The organism is Rahnella inusitata, from assembly GCF_003263515.1.
In the GTDB taxonomy this organism is placed as follows: domain Bacteria; phylum Pseudomonadota; class Gammaproteobacteria; order Enterobacterales; family Enterobacteriaceae; genus Rahnella; species Rahnella inusitata.
In genome coordinates this window covers 277,904-298,584 of the sequence record NZ_JYDE01000002.1, presented here as the reverse complement: position 1 = coordinate 298,584, position 20,681 = coordinate 277,904, and the positions used below count along the sequence as shown (strand labels likewise).

Sequence of the window (20,681 nt, the reverse complement as noted above, 5' to 3'; positions counted from 1 at the left end):
ACCAGACCCGCGATAGCGGCGTTGATATGGACAACCGTACCACCGGCGAAGTCCAGCGCACCGTCTGCCGCCAGGAAACCGCCGGCCCAAACCATGTGTGCCATTGGAATGTAGGAGAAGGTCAGCCAGATAACGGTGAAGATAAGTACCGCAGAGAAACGTACACGTTCAGCGATACCGCCAACGATCAGCGCCACGGTGATACAGGCGAATGAACACTGGAACGCCACGTGAATCATCTGCGAGAAGGTACCGGTGACGGAATCCAGGCCGATGCCCTTCATCATCACGTTACCGAAACCGCCGAAGAACGCGTTACCTTCGCTGAAGGCCAGGCTGTAACCGTAGAGGATCCACAGTACGCAAACCAGAGCAAACGTCACGATGACCTGAGTCAGCATAGACAACACGTTTTTAGAACGCAGCAAGCCGCCGTAAAACAGCGCCACGCCAGGCACGGTCATAAACAGCACCAGTGCAGTACAAATCATCATAAACGCGTTATCAGCACCGTTAGCGGCTGCTGGTGCGGCGGCCATGGCAAGCGAAGGCAACAATGCAACCGCGCCAAGCCCCATCATGGATAAAAGTTTTTTCATTATTAACCCACCCCTGTTTCTCAAAACCGTTTTCTAAGCTTTTTTATCTCAACTCTTCATGCGAAGAGATGAGCCTGAAATTACAGTGCTGCTTCGTCGGTTTCACCGGTACGAATACGGATAACGCGTTGCAATTCAGCAACGAAAATTTTGCCATCACCAATCTTGCCGGTGTAAGCCGCTTTGCTGATCACGTCGATGACTTCGTCGAGCTGATCATCAGCGATAGCAATGTCGATTTTTACTTTTGGCAGGAAGTTCACGCTGTACTCTGCACCGCGATACAGTTCAGCGTGACCTTTCTGGCGGCCGAAACCTTTAACTTCCGTTACGGTCAGCCCCTGAATTCCAACAGCAGACAGCGCTTCACGCACGTCTTCCAGCTTGAAAGGTTTGATCACCACAGTAACCAGCTTCATTTTGCCACTCCTCGAATTAAGGGCTTGCCGCGAGAAAACCCGCGCCCGATACGAAATGGATAAAGCAAAGGATGTGCCAGAGTTGAAATTTCTGAAAGATTGGTGATTTACCCGCGCAATACGGCATTTTCAGAATAATCGTGACGGAGCGCACAGTCGTTGGTTCGAGGCATTATCAGAAAGCCCGCACTATTTAAGTGCTACGCGCTGCTTTTTAGTGCAACAGGTTCCATCGGCGCTTGGGCATGCATTAAAGAGGGGCAATGAGAGAGAAATATTGCGAAACACGCAGTGACAGAAAGAGACCCAACGCAGTGTAACGCCCTGCGTTGGGAAGATGATTACGCGTTTTCGGTAGCGGCAGTGGCTTGCTCTGTAGAGGCGAGTTCCTGACCGGCAAGCTGCAACTGATACATCTGATAATACCGGCCTTTTTCGTTTAACAGCTGCAGGTGATTACCCTGTTCTACGGCCTGACCACGATGCAATACCAAAATATTGTCCGCATCGACAATAGTCGAAAGACGATGGGCGATAACCACCAACGTGGTTTGCTGACGGATAGCCCGCAAAGCACGCTGGATCGCCTGCTCTGTTCCCGAATCGATATTGGCAGTTGCCTCGTCAAGGATCAGAATCTCCGGTGCCTGCACCAAAACGCGCGCCATCGCCAGTAACTGCTTCTGCCCGACGGAGAGATTATTCCCCTGTTCACCCAGACGCGTATTAAGCCCTTCAGGCATTTCGCGGATAAGCGGCGAGAGTTGCACAATATCGAGTGCATGCCAGACCTGTGCTTCATCAATATCGCGCCCTAAGGTCACATTGGCGAAGACAGATTCAGCCAGCACAACCGGATCCTGCTGAACCATCGCAATCCCTTTGCGCAAGCTGGCATGAGACAGATCAGCAAGGTTACGGCCATCGACTCTGATTTCCCCTTTATTGAGCGGGTAATATCCCATCAGCAAATTCGCCAGCGTACTCTTGCCACTGCCGGTATGCCCCACCAGCGCCACAAATCCACGCGACGGAACGTGCAGTGAAATATTTTCCAACACCCATTTTTCCGGGAGATAGGCAAAACTGACGTCTTTGACTTCAATCTCACCGCTGGTCAGCCGTTTGTCATCCGAACCGTATTGCTGCTGTGTTCTGTCCATGAGATCAAAAATACGTTCACCAGCCACGACGGCCTGCTGAAGGATCGACTGTTGTGATGTCAGTTCGATCAACGGTTCGTTCAGACGCCCCAGATAGTTGATGAAAGCGTACAGAACACCGACACCGACAGAACCTTCCGCGCTGAATCCAAACAGCAGCAGCAATCCGCATAAAATCAGAGAGGAGAACAGGCTGAGCAGCGGGCGCAGTAAGAAACCTTCCAGCCGGAGCGTTTGCATACGCGCCAGATAATGCGACTGGCTGGCGCGCGTCAGACGTTCGCCGAAGCGCTTTTGCTGACGGAACTGCTGGATGACGTTCATCCCATTGATAACTTCGTTGAAACCGTCATTGATATCCGCCAGATAGCTGCGCACCTTGCGCACGATCGGCGTGCTGTAAATCTGGTAGAGTCCCATCACCACGAAGACCGCAGGGAAAATACAGACAGCTACCGAGGCCAGACGCCAGTCGAGACTGAACATCGCCACCAACATCGCCCCGATCAGGGCAATGCTGCGCAATACGGTCGAGACGACGGTGACGTACAGATCGCGGATCACTTCCGTATCGTTGGTGACACGGGAAATCAGCTGACCGACCGGCTGAGTGTCGAATGCACTGAGAGGCTGGCGCAGGGCGGCATCCATCACATCTGTGCGCAAACGCTGAACCACGCCGACCGCTGCCCGGTTAAACAACAGCGCCTGAAAATAGTGCAAACCCGCAGCCAGAAATTGCAGCAGAATAAAGCACAGTGCCAGCAGGCTGACCTTGCCCCATGGCATTTCGCCTTTGGCGACATAGTGATCGATAAAGAAGCTGATCAGAATTGGCCCGGTCACTTCTGCTGCTGCCGCAATCCACAACATCAGCACCGCAATGGAAAGCGGTTTTCTGTATGGCTTGCCGTAACTCAACAGGCGTTTAAGCGTGGGCCACATCTTTTGAATTTTACTCACTTTTTGTTCAACCACGATCTTCCGGCTCCTGTTCCTGCGGCACATCGTCCAGTGCGGCTTCCAGTTGCTGATAACGGAACATATCGCGATACCAGCCAGACTTAGCGGCAAGTTGTTCATGGTTCCCGCGTTGCGAAATCGTGCCGTGGTTAAACACCAGAATTTCGCTGGCCTCTGTCAGAGCGGAAAGACGATGGGCGCTGATGATCACCGTACGGTCACTGCCCCACTGACGCAGGTTGTGCAGGATCTGATGCTCCGTCCGGCCATCGACCGCAGACAGGGCATCGTCGAGGATCAAAATTTCAGCTTTCAGCAGCAGTGCGCGGGCGATAGAAATTCGCTGCTTCTGGCCGCCGGAAAGCATAACGCCACGCTCGCCGACTTCAGTTTCATAGCCGCCGGGCAGGCGCAAAATATCGTCATGAACACTGGCAAGACGCGCAGCTTCTTCAATTTCTTCCTGCGTGGCATCCGGGCGCCCCAGCGCAATATTTTGCGCAACGGTATCGGAGAACAGAAAAGGGGTCTGACTGACAATCGCCAGGCGGGCACGCCAGTCATCCAGCTGGATCTCTTTGAGTGAGAGGCCGTGATACAGCACATCACCTTCAGTCACATCAAACTGCCGCTGGAGGAGCGCCAGCAGCGTACTTTTGCCCGATCCTGTCGGGCCACAAAGCCCGAGCATTTGCCCCGGTTGCAAAGAAAACATTACGCCAGTCAGCGAAGGATGCGCGGTTTCGGGGTAATGGAAATCAGCAATTTTGGCCTCGAGTACCGAACGTCCCGCTGGCAAGGGTTTAGTCCCGTCCACCACGCTCGGCGCTTCCTGCAAAAGACTGCGGATACGGCTATAGGCAGCGCTTCCCCGTTCGACAATATTGAACATCCAGGCCAGCGCCAGCATCGGCCAGATCATCAGACCAAGGTACATCACAAAACTGGTTAACTGCCCGAGCGTCAGATATCCGTTAACAACCATCCAGCTGCCGCCGCCAATTGCCAGCAGGTTTGCCATGCCAATTGAGACATAGATAGTCGGGTCGAAACGGGCATCGACGCGCGCCACGCGCATGTTCTTCGCACCGGTGTCAGCGGCCACGTCGGCAAACTGCGAAGACTGATGATTCTCCAGACCAAAGGCTTTGATCATACGGATGCTGGTCAGGCTTTCCTGAGCCTGATCGTTCAGTGAGGAAAAGGCGGCCTGCGCGGTTTTAAAGCGATGATGCAGCTGGTCGCCGTAGCGTTTAATGATAATCGCCATGACCGGCATCGGGACGAGGGAAAGCAGCGTGAGTTCCCAGCTGATTTGGGTCGCCATCACGATCAGCACCGCCAGTCCCATGACAAGCGAATCCACCAGCGTCAGAACGCCCTCACCTGCGGCAAAAACCACGCGATCGACATCATTGGTTGCGCGGGCAATCAAATCGCCGGTGCGGTGACGCAGATAAAAAGCGGGATGCTGACGGCTTAGCTGGCGGAAAAAATCCTGACGCAGTTCTACTGCCAATTGATAGGACGCACCGAACAGCAGCACGCGCCAGACGTAACGCAGCAAATACACCACAATCGCCGTGGCTATCATCAGCCCCAGCCACGCAAACAGTACGCCGTAAGACATCGTTTTGGTGGTGACACCATCAATAATTACGCCGACCAGCTTGGGCGGCAGCAATTGCAGAATGGCAATGATGATCAGTAAGGCGACGGCACCCAGATACCGGCGCCATTCACGTCGGAAATACCAGCCTAATTGGGCGAACAATCTCACGCAGCGTTTTCCATACAAATAATAACGATGATTTTATTGGGATAAGCCGCTTAAAGACGGGCAACTTTCCTCTTCAGGCTGACAAGGATAACAGAGTTAACGGGGGTTTCTGATGAAACTTTTTACTGTAACTTTTGCATTAAATCGGTAATGCGGTGGTGGATTTTATGCGTTCCATCGCAAAACTTGAGGTGACATCATTCAGCCCCGGAATGCCGTTCACAAGTCGCTTGTAAAAGTTATCGTAGCTTTTCATATCGGCCACCTGTACCTGAAGTAAATAATCGTATTCACCGGCCATACGGTAAAAACCCAGCACTTCAGGAAACGCCTCAACCTGCTGCACAAAACGCTGATACCACTCGCTGTTGTGATGTTGCGTTTTGATAAGCACGAACGCCGTCAGGCTCAGCCCGAGTTGGTCGCCGTCCAGCAGCGCGACTTTACCGCGAATAATCCCGTCGTCTTCCAGCCGCTTGATTCTTTTCCAGCAAGGCGTTGTGGTGAGATTTACCGCATCCGCCAGTTCGTTGAGGGATAATGTGCAATCTTTCTGCAACAGCGATAACAACTTAAGGTCAATTTTATCTACCATGAGACACCTCAGGAGAAAATTATTCTACAAAACATGCATTCCATGGGTTAAAGAGTAACTTATTTCTCTGCCGGTTACGTTATTCTTAGCATCATCAGCACACTATTATGGGCCTGCACCATGCGCAATTCCTGGGTTAATCACGCTATTAAAGAAATCGACGCTGATTTTCAGCGTTCCGCAGATACACATTTGATTCGCCTGTCGCTGGGCGACTTTCCCGGAATTTCGCTGTATCTGAAGGATGAAAGCACACACCCTTCTGGCAGCCTGAAACATCGCCTCGCGCGCTCACTGTTTTTGTATGGCTTGTGCAACGGTTGGATCCGCGAGAATACGCCGATCATTGAAGCCTCTTCTGGCAGCACCGCCATTTCTGAAGCTTACTTCGCCCGCCTGCTCGGCCTGCCGTTTATCGCCGTCATGCCTTCCTGCACTGCTCCGCGCAAAATTCAGCAAATCGAGTTTTACGGCGGCCGCTGCCACTTCGTACAAAACTCTGGCCAGATTTATGCAGCGTCCGAGCAACTCGCCCGCGAAATGAACGGCCATTATATGGATCAGTTTACTTACGCAGAACGCGCAACAGACTGGCGCGGCAACAACAATATTGCCGACAGCATTTTCCGTCAGATGTCTCTGGAACCAAATCCGGTCCCGCGATATCTGGTGATGAGCGCCGGCACGGGCGGGACGTCCGCAACGCTTGGCCGCTACATTCGTTATCAGGGGTATGACACCGAACTGGTGGTTGTCGATCCGGAAAACTCGGTGTTTTACGATTATTATCAGCAGCGGGATGCCAGCGTGACCGCCCAATGCAGCAGCCGGATTGAAGGCATTGGACGTCCGCGCGCAGAACCGTCATTTATCCCAAGCGTCATTGACGACATGATGCAGGTACCCGACGCCGCAAGCATCGCCACTCTCCACTGGCTGGAGAAAGTGCTCGGCCGTAAAGTCGGTGGATCGACGGGTACCAACGTCTGGGGTGCGCTGCAACTGGCAAAACAGATGCGTGAAAAAGGTGAATCTGGCTCGATCGTCACCTTACTGTGCGACAGTGGCGAACGGTACCTGAATACATATTTCGATGAGAGCTGGGTCGCGAAAAATATCGGGGATATTTCAGGGTACGCGCAAGAACTTGAAGGGCTCAGCTAACGCTGCTCTGGTTCGAAGAATGGTGAGCAAAAAGCAAGCATGAAAAAAGCCGGGACAGATGACCCGGCTCGCTGCAAAACCTTAATATTCGGGGGAATAGGTGAGGTTTGGTGTGTGCAGCCAGTGTTGCAAAAAGTGAGACACCGCCTGATTACGGCAGTGTCCGATAATTTGTAAGTGCGGGGATTGCGCCTTCAAAACAGGTAGTGCATTCCCCATAATCAGCCCCATGCCGACGCCTTCCAGCATTTCTTTGTCGTTCATAGCATCACCAAATGCCATGCACTCTGACATGCTGATCCCAAGCCCCGCCGTCAGCATCGCCAGCGCGCTGCCTTTATTGCTGCCAGCAGGCTGCACATCCAGACAATCCATCGCAGAAAAACACAGGTCGATGCGCGGTCCAAAATGCGCTTCGAGCTGGGGTACCAGCGACAACAGCACCTCATGCGGCGCACAGAAACACACTTTGCTGTTACCCGAATCTGGAAGTAAACGCAGATCCTGTAACTGATAGCGAAAACCGCTGAACTGGTGTGGGATCAATAAGTCCGGATCATCAAGCGCGGTAAACCAGCCGTCGTCGCGGAAAACGTGCAGACTCGCCGGCGTATCCCACGTTGTGTGCAGCAATTCATGGGCGCAATCTTCCGGTAAATCGCTGGCATGCAGTCTGTGGCCGGAAAGATCGTGGATTCTTGTGCCGTTGCCGGTGATCAAATAACCGTCCAGCCCGATATTGGCCAGAATATCTTTCATTTCGAGATAGTGACGGCCGGTGGCGAACGTCAGGGTGATCGGCTTTTCAGCCAGCTGACGCAGCGTGGACAGCGTTTTTTCGCCCAGCGTGTGGTCAGGTAAAAGCAGCGTGCCATCCATATCAAATGCGGCTAAACGGTACATAGTCCTCTCCGGGCGGGCTTGGTTTTCACGTTCAAAGTATGGACCGGTATTTACGGAACTAATAGTGAACAGTTTATCAATACTGTTCCGGTTTTAGCTCACACTTTGGTTCTTTACTTAAGCCGGAGCAGCGAAACCTGCGATATGCTGAACGCAGAATTTCTGTGCTAATAAAGGTTCTGAATCTATCGTGCGTCTGCAAAACCGGCTTAATCAGTTTCAGCGTTTACACCTGAAAACCGGCTCATCTCCGGCTCAATTCACCGTCGCGGAGCTGGCGGAGATCTTCTGTTGCAGCGAGCGCCACACCCGAACCTTATTGAGCCACTTTCAGGATGCCGGCTGGATTAGCTGGCAATCACAGGCTGGACGCGGTAAACGCGCTTCCCTGTGCTGCCTGAAAACCCCGGAGGATTTACGCGGAACCTATTTACAGGAGTTACTCAAAAACGGCGAACATTCCGCCGCGCTGCAACTGAGCCAGCTGGCACCTTCTCATCTGAATGCCCTGCTTGCACCGCATCTCGGCGGCCAGTGGCAGGAAGATGCTCCGACGCTGCGCATTCCTTATTACCGCCCTCTCCAGCCGCTGGATCCCCTGACACTTACCGGTCGCGCCGAGCAACATCTGGCGCATACGATCCACGCCGGTTTGACGCGCTTTATTCCCGGCGATAGCTCGCCACAGCCGAATCTTGCCCATCACTGGCAAATCAGTAATGACGGTAAGACCTGGCAGTTCTTCCTGCGCAGTCAGCTTTTTTGGCATAACGGCGAACCGTTGAAAACGGCTCAGCTGGTGGCACGTTTTGAACAACTGCGCGGATCGGCGCGCGGAAAACACAATCTGGCGTCAGTGGTTAAATTATCCCAGCCCCATGCGCTGTGTTTGCAGTTCGATCTGGATAAGCCTGATTACTGGCTGGCGCACCGTTTTGCCGATCTCAACTGTCTGCTGGCACACCCGGACGATCCGCATATTGGCGCGGGCCCATTTCGGTTGACCACCTTTTCCCCGGAATTGATCCGCCTGGAACAGCACACTTACTATCCTTTACAACATCCGTATCTGGCCGCTATCGAGTTTTGGATCACGCCATTATTGTTTGCCCAGCGGGACAATGTCAGTTGCCAGCATCCGGTGCGGATTATTCTCGGTGAGGAAGATGAGCTTTCGCAGGTCAAACCCGTCCGGCGCAGCACCAGCCTGGGATTCTGCTATATCGCCGCGAATATGCGACGCGGTGTGTTAAGTGAAAAACAGGCGCAAAAAATCATTCGGATAATCCAAAGTAGCGGCATGTTAGATAATCTGCCGATCGACCACGACCTGGTGAGAGCCAGTAAAGAAATGCTGCCCGGCTGGCCGATCCCGATTAATGAGGATGTCGATGTGGCTCTGCCTAAAAGTTTGCGTCTTTTGTTCCATCCGCCGGTAGAGTTTGAACTGGTGGCGCAGGCATTGCAGAAAAAGCTGGCGCAAGAAGATTGTACGCTGGAGGTGGTGTATCACGCCGGGCGCTTGTGGGAAGACGGCGAATTGCTGAAATCAGCTGACCTGCTGCTCGGCGATCGCCTGATCGGTGAATCGCCGGAAGCTACGCTGGAAAACTGGCTACAGCAAGATCCACTCTGGGCAGGTATTTTGCGGGAAGAAGATCGGCTCCTCCAGCAACAGCGTCTGGCGTCTATCCAGCAAATCCCGCTGGAAAATTCACGCTCTGAAGAACTGCGCGACCATTTTTATCAATGGATGTCGCGCAGTATTATCACGCCGCTGTTTAACTATCAGTATCAGGTCAGCGCGCCGCCGCGCATCAGCGGTGTTCAGCTTACTGCGTGGGGCTGGTTCGATTTCTGTCAGGCCTGGGTACCACCGCCGCTGCCACAGGAAAACGCGTAACACAGCTGTTTCACTACACTACGGCGGCAAAGGTCAGTACCATAAGCAGGATTTTGCTGCCCGATGCGCGGTCAGTTTTAGCGAACAGGAAATCTGAATGAAAAGAGCAGTGGTAGTTTTTAGCGGTGGACAGGATTCAACAACCTGCCTGATCCAGGCTTTGAAAGAGTATGACGAAGTACATTGCGTCACTTTCGATTACGGTCAGCGTCATCGCGCTGAAATTGAGATCGCGCAAAAGCTGTCTGTACAGTTGGGCGCGCGTGCCCACAAAGTGCTGGACGTCGGTTTATTAAACGAACTGGCTGTCAGCAGCCTGACCCGCGACAATATCCCCGTACCGGGCTTTGGAGAAGAAACAGAAGGCGGTTTGCCAAGCACCTTTGTTCCCGGGCGTAACATTCTGTTCCTGACGCTGGCAGCGATTTACGCTTATCAGATTCAGGCTGAAGCGGTGATTACCGGCGTGTGCGAAACCGATTTCTCCGGTTATCCGGATTGCCGCGATGAATTCGTTAAAGCGCTCAACCATGCTGTTTCTCTTGGGTTGGCGCGCGATGTCCGATTTGAAACGCCGCTGATGTGGCTGAACAAAGCCGAAACCTGGGCGCTGGCCGATTACTATCAGCAACTCGATCTGGTTCGTCATCACACCCTGACCTGTTACAACGGCATTGCCGGTGACGGTTGTGGTGAATGCGCAGCCTGCCATCTTCGCGCTAATGGTCTGCAACAGTATCAGCAGGATAATGCAGGCGTGATGGCCAGCCTGAAGAAGAAAACCGGCCTGAAATGATCTTCGGGTTGTGATAAGAGCGGGCAGATTTCACTGCCCGTTTTCATTTTATTCAGTCGTGGCTGGCCTGATCGTTTTCCAGCTCAAGCTCGCGCAACCTTTCCAGCAACTCACCTTCCAGTGGTAATGCTTTTTGCGTGCGCAAATCAATGCAAACAAACGTCAGTGTGGCATCTGCCACCATATCGCCTTCACAGGTCACTACCTGCTCGATGACACCGCTTCGACCATTCAGTTGCTGAAGGCTGCTGTCGATGCGTAAGAGATCGCCCAACACGGCAGGCTTGCGGTAGTTGATATTGATATTCACCACGATGAAAGCAATTTTGTTTTGGCTCATCCACTTAAAGCCAGACTGATTGTCCAGCCATTCCCAACGCGCCGTCTCCAGGAACTCCAGATATCGGGCATTGTTAACGTGCTGGTAAACGTCGATATGAAAACCGCGAACTTTGATAAACGTATGCATAGTGATTAAACAACTCCTGCTGATCGCCTGAGGCATAAACCGAACTGGTCAGATGTCTTTAGAGATTAGCAGAAGAAAACGGCGGCACCCGTTAAGGGTTGGCCGCCGCGACATCCGTCACAGTTTCAGACGGTCCTTGTTACGTTCAAACAGTGCTGCACCGATTCCTGGCACTTCACGCAGCTGTTCAATATCGGTGAATTGCCCCAGCTCTTCACGGTAGCTGATGATGGCCTGCGCCTTTTTCATCCCCACACCGTTCATCACTTTGGCAAACTCCTCTGCCGTGGCGGTATTGATGCTGACGGTACTTTCATCCGTCACCGCCGCCTGCTCCTTTTTCACCTGCGGACCCGCCACTTTGCTGGCCGTCGTTGCCGGGGCAACGGACGTTGTGGCAACCGTGCCGGTAGTATTAGGCGCCGCCTTCAGCATTACAGGTAAGGTAGAAAGTCCCAGTGCCAGAGCGAGTGAAAGTGAAGTAATGCCTAATTTTTTCATGCTGTATCCTCCATGTGTTTGACAGCACACAGAGAGTGCATCAGGAAAAAAAAGCGAACAACGGGCAACTTTCAAATGTGGAAAAGGCCGCGAAAGCGGCCTTTGTTTGTTGCAACGCGTTGCAAAACTTTGCGGCGTTTACTGGTTTTGTGCAGCAGAACCGAACTTGATTTTCGCTTGCTGACGCAGGTTAGTCAGAAGCGCATCAAAGGTCACGTTCGAGGAGGTTTGTTGCATTTCCTGAGCAAAACGTGCGGCATCCGCTTCAGGAACAGCACCCGGCGTCACGGCAGTCAGTTTGACCAACACGCTGTTTCCTTTGGTATCCTGAGACAAACCGTAGACAGCCTGATCTTTCTGCGGCTGCGGCATAGCGAAGACGGTTTCTTCGAACGCTGAAGGTTGCTGGCTGCGCTGAACTTTCTGCACATCACCAAAGCTCAGACCTGCGGCTTTCATCGCATCATCGCCTTTGCCTTCTTTCAGCGCCGTCAGCAGTTTCTCGCCTTCCATACGCGCCTGATTTTGCGCTTTCTGGCGTTTCACCAGCGTCGTCACCTGATCTTTCACTTCAGCAAATGGCTTAACGCCTTCAGCTTTGTGTGAATCGACACGTATCACAAACGCACGATCACCATCGACCGTGATGATGTCAGAGTTGTTGCCCGGAGTACCGTCCTGAGGGATAAGACCACCTTCAAAAATCGCCTGCACTACAGGTTTGAAGTTGATAGCTGCCGGGATTTGATTTTGTGTGAACCAGTCGGTATGAGCCGCTTTCACGCCGGCAACTTCTTCAGCCGAAGCCAGAGATTCGTTGTCGTTGGTCGCCGCTTCACTGACCTTCTGCTGCAATGCGTAGTAGGCATCGAGTGATTTCTCTTGTTTGAGCTTATCAGTGATGCTGTTACGCACTTCGGCCAGAGGCTTGACCTGTTCAGGTTTGATGTCTTCTAAACGCAGGATGAAGAAACCGCTGTCAGATTTAATCACACCCGATACCTGACCTTTGGTGGTCAAGTTAGCGCTTTTAAATTCTGGCAATGTTGTTTCAGGTTCCATCCAGCCCAAATCACCGCCTTTTTTTCCGCTCAGTGCATCGGTGGATTTCGTTTTCGCCAGTTCAGCAAAGTCAGTGCCGTTCTTAAGCTCAGCCGCAACTGCGTCCGCTTGTGCCTGAGTTTTCAGGACGATAACACTGTAGCGACGGCGCTCAGGCTGACCAAACTCGTTTTTGTGCTGGTCGTAATAGGCGCTAATATCGGCATCCGATACGTCTGCTTTACCCTGCATAGCCGCTGCATCCATTTGGATGTAGCTGATTTTGACCTGCTCAGGGGACAAGAAGTTGTTTTTATTCTGCTCGTAGAAAGCCTGCAATTCGGCGTCAGTCACCTGCTGTTTCGCTGCCAGAGTCTCAGTGTCCAGCGTCGCGGTGTGCACATCGCGGGTTTGCAGGATCAGCTCGCCCAGCGTTTTGCTTTCAACAGGGAGAATGAAATCAGACTGACCAAACGCTTGTTCGAGTTGCTGACTGATCAATTGCTGTTTCATCAGCTGGGCAAAATTATCCGCGCTGTAACCCATGCTCTGGATACTTTGGAGATATTTAGCGTTGTCGAAACGACCATTGGTCTGAAATTGCGGCGTCGCAAAAATCGCGTCTTTGATCTGTTGATCATTGACCGTAATGCCTAATTTTTTGGAATACTGATCCAGCAAAGTGACATCAATCAGGTTGTTCAGAGATTCCTGACGCAGCTGCTGCATGTAACCTTCGCTGCCTGCCAGCGCAGAGAACTGATCTCCAAGCTGTTGTTGCAGTCGGCTGCGCTGATTTTGCACTGCCTGCTCTAACTGAGCTCGACCGATCTCCTGACCATTCACTTTCGCTGCATAGTCGCCTGAACCGCCGACCAGGTAGTTGCCCACCCCTGTCAAAATAAAGGACAGAATAATCAGGGCCAGAATGATTTTGAGCACGACGTTATTGGACGCCGCGCGTAAATTGTCCATCATAGTGAGGCAACACTCCGCTGTAATAAAAAAAGCGCACCGTTTTCGATGCGCCTTATATCTTACCTTACCAGCCCGGTGACGTCAGGTTATTGTTTAACAACCAGACCTGAGTAAATATGCATCAGTGATACGCTTCACACGGATTTGACGTCAGCTCGTCGGGTAATTAGCCGTTAACGGCATCTTTCAGCGCTTTACCTGCACGGAAGCCAGGTACTTTAGCTGCTGCAATGCTGATTTCTTTACCGGTCTGTGGGTTACGGCCAGTACGTGCTGAACGTTCGCGCACGGAGAAAGTACCAAAACCTACCAGAGCGACTTCTTCCCCGGCTTTCAGGGTATCAGTGACAGATCCAAGAACCGCATCCAAAACACGTCCCGCTGCGGCTTTAGAAATATCAGCACCGGCAGCAATTTTGTCGATCAATTGTGACTTATTCACTCTTTTCGTCCCCTCTTAATATTTTTCATCACGCCGAATTTCCCTTCGGACGCGACCGCGCTGCTGTTATATCAATCTTGTCAGGGCTATGCAAGCGACTGAAAGCAGCCTGAAACCTTCTGACCGTTGACTACGTTAACGGCACAAAAAAAAGCTGGCAAGTGAGAATTCACCAGCCAGCCAGCGTTTTATTCAACTGTGTAAGTCAACATCACTATTTCGCAGCAACCGGTAACGCACCGTATGCAGGATTTTGCAGAGCAAAGTTCAGAACATCATCAATACGTTTGACCGGATGGATCTCAAGATCTGCCAGCACGTTCGCCGGAATTTCTTCCAGATCGCGTTTGTTGTCGTCCGGGATCAGAACCACTTTGATACCGCCACGGTGTGCAGCCAGCAGTTTTTCTTTCAGACCACCGATTGGCAGCACCAGACCACGCAGGGTTATCTCACCCGTCATCGCCACGTCTGCACGCACAGGGTTACCGGTCAGACAAGACACCAGGGCGGTACACATTGCAATACCCGCACTTGGGCCATCTTTCGGCGTCGCCCCTTCTGGTACGTGAACATGAATATCACGCTTTTCGTAGAAGTCAGGGTTGATGCCCAGCTTGTCGGCACGTGCACGCACGACCGTCAGCGCAGCCTGAATGGATTCCTGCATCACTTCACCCAGTGATCCGGTGTACGTCAGCTTACCTTTACCCGGCACGCAGGCTGTTTCGATGGTCAGCAGCTCGCCGCCCACTTCAGTCCACGCCAGGCCAGTCACCTGACCGACACGATTTTCGGTATCCGCACGGCCATAATCGACCTTTTGCACGCCGAGGAAATCTTTCAGGTTGTCGCCGTTAATTTCAATGTGCTTGAGGGTTTTATCCATCAGCAATTGTTTAACCGCTTTACGGCACAGTTTAGACAACTCACGTTCCAGACTACGCACGCCCGCTTCACGGGTATAGAAACGAATGATGCCGATGATTGCACTGTCATCCACCGTCAGTTCGTTCTTCTTCAGCGCATTACGTTCAATCTGTTTCGGCAACAAATGCTGTTTGGCGATGTTCAGCTTTTCGTCTTCGGTGTAACCGGAAAGGCGGATCACTTCCATACGGTCCAGCAATGGCGCAGGGATGTTCATGGAGTTCGACGTCGCGACAAACATCACGTCTGACAGGTCATAATCGACTTCCAGATAGTGATCGTTAAACGCTACGTTCTGCTCTGGATCCAGCACTTCCAGCAGCGCTGAAGCCGGATCGCCGCGCATGTCAGACGACATCTTGTCGATTTCGTCGAGCAGGAACAGCGGATTTTTCACGCCAACTTTGGCCATTTTCTGGATCAGTTTGCCTGGCATAGAACCGATATAGGTACGACGGTGACCGCGGATTTCCGCTTCATCGCGTACGCCACCCAGCGCCATACGAACATACTCACGCCCTGTCGCACGTGCGATGGACTGGCCAAGAGAGGTTTTACCCACACCCGGAGGCCCGACCAGGCACAGGATAGGCCCTTTGATTTTGCTGACGCGCGTCTGCACCGCAAGATACTCAAGGATTCGGTCTTTGACGCGTTCGAGGCCAAAGTGATCGGTATCCAGAACTTCCTGCGCTTTGCGCAAATCTTTCTTCACTTTACTGCGGGCGTTCCATGGCACCTGAAGCATCCAGTCGATATAACCACGGACCACTGTGGCTTCGGCGGACATCGGCGACATCATTTTCAACTTTTGCAGTTCAGCTTCGGTTTTTTCACGCGCTTCTTTCGGCATTTTCGCCGCGTCGATTTTGCGTTTCAACGCCTCATGTTCATCAGGCGTGTCGTCCATTTCACCAAGTTCTTTCTGAATCGCTTTCATTTGCTCATTCAGATAGTACTCGCGCTGGCTCTTTTCCATCTGCTTTTTGACACGGTTACGGATACGTTTTTCGACCTGTAAAAGATCGATTTCGGATTCCATCATCGCCATCAGATATTCCAGGCGCTCGGTGATATCAAACATTTCCAGTACGGACTGTTTGTCAGCGAGTTTCAATGGCATATGCGCGGCAATGGTGTCAGCCAGACGTGCAGCATCTTCAATGCTGTTCAGCGACGTCAGCACTTCTGGCGGGATTTTTTTGTTCAGTTTGATATAGCCTTCAAACTGATTAATCGCTGTGCGTACCAGAACTTCCTGCTCGCGTTCATCAACGGCCGGAGATTCAAGGTATTCTGCCTGGGCAGCAAAATGCTCGCCACTGTCAGAAAGTGTGGTAATACGTGCGCGTTGTAACCCTTCCACCAGCACTTTTACCGTGCCGTCCGGGAGCTTCAGCATTTGTAATATTGAGGCAACCGTACCCACGGAGAAGAGATCGTTAACGCCCGGCTCATCGGTCGACGCTTCTTTCTGCGCAACCAGCATGATTTTTTTGTCGTGATCCATCGCGGCTTCGAGGCATCGAATCGATTTTTCCCTGCCAACGAACAACGGGATCACCATGTGCGGATAAACCACCACATCGCGCAGAGGCAATACGGGGATTTCTATGCGTTCAGAACGCTCAGGGTTCATAGAGCTCTCTCTTAGTTTAGCTTCCGCCAGGTTAAGGAAATCTCGTGAAACACGAGTCAGACGGGTTTCAGCAAGTCGTTAACTGAGTATATGGGGATGAATGTCCGACATTCAACGATAAGAATGTGCGAAAAAAAAATGGGGGACTAAATCCCCCATTTTGTGGCTAACTCTCTGGATAGTTTGGCTAATTATTCACCAGACGCTTGTTGCGCCTCAGGCTTGCCATAAATCATCAGAGGTTCTGACTGGCCCGCAATTACGGACTCATCAATCACCACTTTCTCCACATCGTCGAGAGACGGCAGATCGTACATAGTGTCCAGCAATGCAGCCTCAACGATTGAACGTAAACCACGGGCACCCGTTTTACGGTTCATGGCTTTCTTCGCAATCGCAATCAGCGCTTCATCACGGAATTCCAGTTCAACGCCTTCCAGATTGAACAATGCCTGATATTGCTTAGTCAGCGCATTTTTCGGCTCTTTCAGAATTTGAATCAGTGCATCTTCATTCAGCTCGCTGAGCGTCGCGACCACTGGCAGACGGCCAATGAACTCAGGGATCAGACCAAATTTGATCAAATCTTCCGGTTCAGCCTGCGCCAGCAACTGACCTTCAGTGGCCTTTTGCTCTTTGCCTTTCACTTCTGCACCAAAACCGATACCGGTACTGGTGTTAATACGCTGGCCAATCACTTTATCCAGACCGGCAAACGCACCGCCGCAGATAAAGAGGATTTTCGAGGTATCAACTTGCAGGAATTCCTGCTGTGGATGCTTACGTCCGCCCTGAGGTGGAACTGCAGCAACCGTACCTTCAATCAGTTTCAGCAGCGCCTGCTGGACACCTTCACCGGACACGTCACGTGTGATCGATGGGTTGTCAGACTTGCGGGAAATCTTGTCGATTTCGTCAATGTAGACAATACCGCGTTGCGCTTTCTGAACATCGTAATCACATTTTTGCAGTAGTTTCTGAATGATGTTTTCAACATCTTCCCCCACGTAACCGGCTTCGGTCAGTGTGGTGGCATCGGCCATAGTAAATGGCACATCCAGGAAACGTGCGAGGGTTTCAGCCAGCAGCGTTTTACCGCTACCGGTCGGCCCGATCAGCAGAATGTTACTTTTGCCTAATTCGATCCCATTACTGGTATCGCCATTACGCAGGCGTTTGTAGTGATTGTATACCGCCACTGCCAGCACTTTCTTCGCAGGTTCCTGACCGATAACGTAATCGTCAAGGTGCTGACGGATTTCGTGCGGCGTCGGTAATGCACTGCGTTCACGGTGTGGCGCGACTTCTTTAATCTCTTCGCGAATAATGTCATTGCACAAATCGACACATTCATCGCAGATATACACTGACGGCCCGGCAATCAGCTTACGCACTTCATGCTGGCTTTTGCCGCAAAAAGAGCAGTACAGCAGCTTTCCTGAACCGTCTTTGCGCTTATCTGTCATCAGTAAACCTCTTCTTTAGTATCAGTCCCGCAGCGTTACTATAACGCGACGACACGACCATGTTACACAACAGCCGCATGAGGGCTGATGTCTGTTCATTCATGTTATGACTCACATCGGGTGGAAAAGTGTCGTTAATGCCACACTCTTTTTCCTTTTCGGAAAGTTTCCGCCCACGTAACCACGGTATGAGTATAACTATAGACCATCAGCCCGGCACGATTGAGCCGTCAGGCGCGATGGGTAAATACAGAATCCACTAAACCGTACTGTACAGCCTCATCAGCAGACAGGAAACGGTCACGCTCTGTATCGCGCTCGATTTCTTCAAGCGTTTTGCCCGTGTGTTTCGCCATCAGCTCATTCATACGAGATTTCACTTTCAGGATTTCTTTCGCATGGATCTCAATGTCCGTCGCCTGCCCCTGGAAACCGCCCAGTGGCTGGTGGATCATCACGCGCGAGTTTGGCAGGCAGAAACGCTTACCTTCTGCACCTGCGGTCAACAGGAACGCGCCCATTGAACATGCCTGGCCCATACAAATCGTACTGACGTCCGGCTTGATGAACTGCATGGTGTCATAAATCGACATCCCGGCAGTGATCACGCCACCCGGTGAGTTGATGTACAGATAGATGTCTTTTTCCGGGCTTTCTGCTTCCAGGAACAGCATCTGGGCAACAATCAGGTTAGCCATATGGTCTTCGACCTGACCAGTCAGGAAGATGATGCGTTCCTTAAGCAGACGGGAGAAGATGTCGTATGAACGCTCGCCCCGTGAAGTTTGCTCAACCACCATGGGTACCAACGCCATGTTTGGTGCAAATTGCTCTCTTTCACCACTGTATGACATAACCGTCTCCTAATAGATTCTGTTTGGCGCTATTTAAAACCGATTCTACTTGAGATAGACACACATGACTATGCTCAAGCGGCCAAGTCGCCTTTTACACGCCTGACGGTCGTTATCAGTCAGATTCTGACTACAAATTTATCTGAGTTCGTGTTTATCAATTGGGGGATTTAGGCCCCTTTTTCAAGCCTGCCGTCATAATTCTTTTCTCTATCCCCCAATCCGGGCCGCTGAAAGGCCATTTTGCGGGAGACAACGGAGCGGTTCTACGTGCGCTGTGCCTTATAGAGATAAATATAGTGCAAAAACAACAGCCAAAACAAAAATACCTGATTTTTGGCAAATAAAAAGCCCGCAGTGAAAACTGCGGGCTTTTAAACGTGAATCTGCGGACAGATTCAGCAACGTGCAATAAAATTATGCAGGTTGAGTCTGGTTCATCAGCTCAGTAAAGGTAGTGGCTTTTTCAGTCACTTTCGCTTTAGACAACAGAGTTTCGACCGCTTGTTCTTCCAGCGCGACGTTACGCATGTTGTTCATCAGCTCTTTGTTTTTGCTGTAGAACTCAACAACTTCCTGTGGATCTTCGTACGCAGAAGCCATTTCTTCGATCAGCGCTTTAACACGATCTTCGTCAGCTTTCAGTTCGTGCTGGCTGATGACTTCGCCCAGCAGCAGACCGACAACAACGCGGCGTTTAGCTTGCTCTTCGAACAACTCGCGTGGCAGTTCCAGCGCTTGTTTTTCGTTGCCACCAAAACGCTGTGCAGCTTGGCGACGCAGAACGTCAACTTCGCCGTCGATCAGTGCAGCTGGCACGTCGATTTCGTTAGCGCTGACCAGACCGTCGATAGCCTGAGTTTTGATGCGGTTACGAACAGCACCTTTCAGCTCGCGCTCCATGTTTTTACGCACTTCTGCACGCAGACCTTCAACAGAACCATCAGCTACGCCGAAACGTTTGATGAATTCTGGCGTCAGTTCTGGCAGCTCACGCTCTTCCACTTTCTTCAGGGTAATAATGAACTTAGCCGCTTTACCTTTCAGATTTTCAGCGTGGTAATCTTCTGGGAAGTTTACGTCGATAGTGAATTCTTCACCGGCTTTGTGACCGACCAGACCTTCTTCGAAGCCTGGGATCATGCGGCCCTGGCCCATAGCCAGTACGAAATCAGAGGCTTTGCCGCCTTCGAAATCTTCACCGTCGATAGAACCGGAGAAATCAACGGTCACGCGGTCTTCTGCGGTGACAGCTGCATCAGTTTCTTTCCAGTCAGCTTGTTGCTTGCGCAGAGTTTCCAGCATGGTATCAACATCAGCGTCGTTAACTTCAACAACAGGTTTTTCAACTTCGATGTTTTCCAGATCTTTCAGCTCAACTTCCGGGTAAACTTCAAATTCTACGGTGAAAGTGAACTCTTCACCCTGCTTGTACTCACCCGGGATATAGTTAGGTGCGCCAGCTGGATTGATTTTTTCTTTGATGATCGCATCAACAAAGTTGCGTTGCATCAGATCACCCAGCACGTCCTGACGTACTGACGCGCCGTAACGCTGTTCGATGATGTGGCTTGGTACTTTGCCTTTACGGAAGCCGTCAATACGTACTTTTTTAGAGACGTTGACCAGTTCACTTTTCACTGCTTTTTCAATGCTTTCAGCAGGAACAGTAATCGTTAAGCGGCGCCCAAGGCCTTGAGTGGTTTCAACAGAAACTTGCATCTTGTTACCTCAAAAAAAAATCACAGTGCTCGGTCAACTCCAGAAGTCGTTCACAAGATGAGAAGCACCAAAAGCGCAAACTTACCTTGAAAACGACTTCTAAGAACCGGGACAGTTCTGTATCAGAACGTAGCCCTGTATTCGAGAGCGTCCGAAACCATTCCGGAAAAATTAGACGCGACATTATAGCGACGCAGACGCATTGAGTCGAGGACGGTATCTACAAGCGCGGGAGGGAAACTCACACGGGGACTCGATCCTTCGAAAAATGCGGTCGATGCAGAGGCGAAAATTGCCCTTGTCGTCTGCCTGTCTTGGGAAAAACAAAAACGGCCCGCGGGCCGTTTCATGAAA

17 protein-coding genes are annotated in these 20,681 nt (G+C 51.5%); 3 read left to right on the top strand and 14 right to left on the bottom strand.

Annotated elements, in window-relative coordinates; genetic code table 11:
- From TU92_RS02175 to TU92_RS02155, 5 genes are all read right to left on the bottom strand, one after another.
- The coding region (locus tag TU92_RS02175; RefSeq protein ID WP_486659966.1) for an ammonium transporter family protein at positions 1-599 on the bottom strand (599 nt) is incomplete at its 3' end.
- A gap of 80 nt (positions 600-679) precedes the next feature.
- On the bottom strand, positions 680-1,018 hold the full coding sequence (glnK, locus tag TU92_RS02170; protein WP_009639071.1) for a P-II family nitrogen regulator: 339 nt from the start codon (positions 1,016-1,018) through the stop codon (positions 680-682).
- A 341-nt stretch (positions 1,019-1,359) separates the two neighbouring features.
- Positions 1,360-3,189, bottom strand: a complete 1,830-nt coding sequence (locus TU92_RS02165) for a SmdB family multidrug efflux ABC transporter permease/ATP-binding protein (RefSeq protein ID WP_414063885.1) — start codon at positions 3,187-3,189, stop codon at positions 1,360-1,362.
- Entirely contained in the window at positions 3,152-4,924 is a 1,773-nt protein-coding gene (locus TU92_RS02160) for a SmdA family multidrug ABC transporter permease/ATP-binding protein (RefSeq protein ID WP_112164324.1), read from the bottom strand. The genes TU92_RS02165 and TU92_RS02160 overlap by 38 nt, the downstream gene beginning before the upstream one ends.
- Before the next feature lie 139 nt (positions 4,925-5,063).
- Complete coding sequence (locus TU92_RS02155; RefSeq protein ID WP_112164323.1) at positions 5,064-5,519, bottom strand: Lrp/AsnC family transcriptional regulator; 456 nt, start codon at positions 5,517-5,519, stop codon at positions 5,064-5,066.
- A gap of 120 nt (positions 5,520-5,639) precedes the next feature.
- Here TU92_RS02155 and TU92_RS02150 point away from each other — a divergent pair, with 120 nt between their 5' ends.
- Positions 5,640-6,683, top strand: a complete 1,044-nt coding sequence (locus TU92_RS02150; RefSeq protein WP_112164322.1) for a PLP-dependent cysteine synthase family protein — start codon at positions 5,640-5,642, stop codon at positions 6,681-6,683.
- Positions 6,684-6,764: 81 nt separating this feature from the next.
- Here TU92_RS02150 and cof read toward each other — a convergent pair whose 3' ends face one another.
- On the bottom strand, positions 6,765-7,586 hold the full coding sequence (cof, locus tag TU92_RS02145) for an HMP-PP phosphatase (protein WP_112164321.1): 822 nt from the start codon (positions 7,584-7,586) through the stop codon (positions 6,765-6,767).
- A gap of 190 nt (positions 7,587-7,776) precedes the next feature.
- On the opposite strand from cof, the gene TU92_RS02140 reads away from it, so the two are divergent.
- Both TU92_RS02140 and queC read left to right on the top strand, forming a co-directional pair.
- A complete protein-coding gene (locus TU92_RS02140) occupies positions 7,777-9,489 on the top strand; it encodes an SgrR family transcriptional regulator (RefSeq protein WP_112164320.1) in 1,713 nt (570 codons plus the stop codon).
- Between the two features lie 97 nt (positions 9,490-9,586).
- Positions 9,587-10,285: a 7-cyano-7-deazaguanine synthase QueC gene (gene queC, locus TU92_RS02135; protein ID WP_112164319.1), complete on the top strand. Its 699-nt coding sequence runs from the start codon at positions 9,587-9,589 to the stop codon at positions 10,283-10,285.
- A gap of 52 nt (positions 10,286-10,337) precedes the next feature.
- Here the strand turns inward: queC and TU92_RS02130 are convergent, their stop codons facing one another.
- From TU92_RS02130 to tig, 8 genes are all read right to left on the bottom strand, one after another.
- Positions 10,338-10,754, bottom strand: a complete 417-nt coding sequence (locus tag TU92_RS02130) for a YbgC/FadM family acyl-CoA thioesterase (protein ID WP_112164318.1) — start codon at positions 10,752-10,754, stop codon at positions 10,338-10,340.
- A 117-nt stretch (positions 10,755-10,871) separates the two neighbouring features.
- The gene (locus TU92_RS02125; protein ID WP_112164317.1) at positions 10,872-11,255 is read right to left on the bottom strand and encodes a ComEA family DNA-binding protein; all 384 of its coding nucleotides are present in this window, start codon (positions 11,253-11,255) and stop codon (positions 10,872-10,874) included.
- 138 nt (positions 11,256-11,393) lie between these two features.
- Positions 11,394-13,274: a peptidylprolyl isomerase gene (ppiD, locus tag TU92_RS02120; protein ID WP_112164316.1), complete on the bottom strand. Its 1,881-nt coding sequence runs from the start codon at positions 13,272-13,274 to the stop codon at positions 11,394-11,396.
- A 166-nt stretch (positions 13,275-13,440) separates the two neighbouring features.
- A complete protein-coding gene (gene hupB / locus TU92_RS02115; protein ID WP_112164315.1) occupies positions 13,441-13,716 on the bottom strand; it encodes a nucleoid-associated protein HU-beta in 276 nt (91 codons plus the stop codon).
- Between the two features lie 214 nt (positions 13,717-13,930).
- Positions 13,931-16,285: an endopeptidase La gene (gene lon / locus TU92_RS02110; RefSeq protein ID WP_112164314.1), complete on the bottom strand. Its 2,355-nt coding sequence runs from the start codon at positions 16,283-16,285 to the stop codon at positions 13,931-13,933.
- A gap of 191 nt (positions 16,286-16,476) precedes the next feature.
- Complete coding sequence (clpX, locus tag TU92_RS02105) at positions 16,477-17,751, bottom strand: ATP-dependent protease ATP-binding subunit ClpX (RefSeq protein WP_112164313.1); 1,275 nt, start codon at positions 17,749-17,751, stop codon at positions 16,477-16,479.
- Positions 17,752-17,981: 230 nt separating this feature from the next.
- Positions 17,982-18,605, bottom strand: a complete 624-nt coding sequence (gene clpP, locus TU92_RS02100; RefSeq protein ID WP_056771081.1) for an ATP-dependent Clp endopeptidase proteolytic subunit ClpP — start codon at positions 18,603-18,605, stop codon at positions 17,982-17,984.
- Positions 18,606-19,022: 417 nt separating this feature from the next.
- Positions 19,023-20,327, bottom strand: a complete 1,305-nt coding sequence (gene tig, locus TU92_RS02095; RefSeq protein WP_112164312.1) for a trigger factor — start codon at positions 20,325-20,327, stop codon at positions 19,023-19,025.
- Positions 20,328-20,681: the final 354 nt, after the last annotated feature.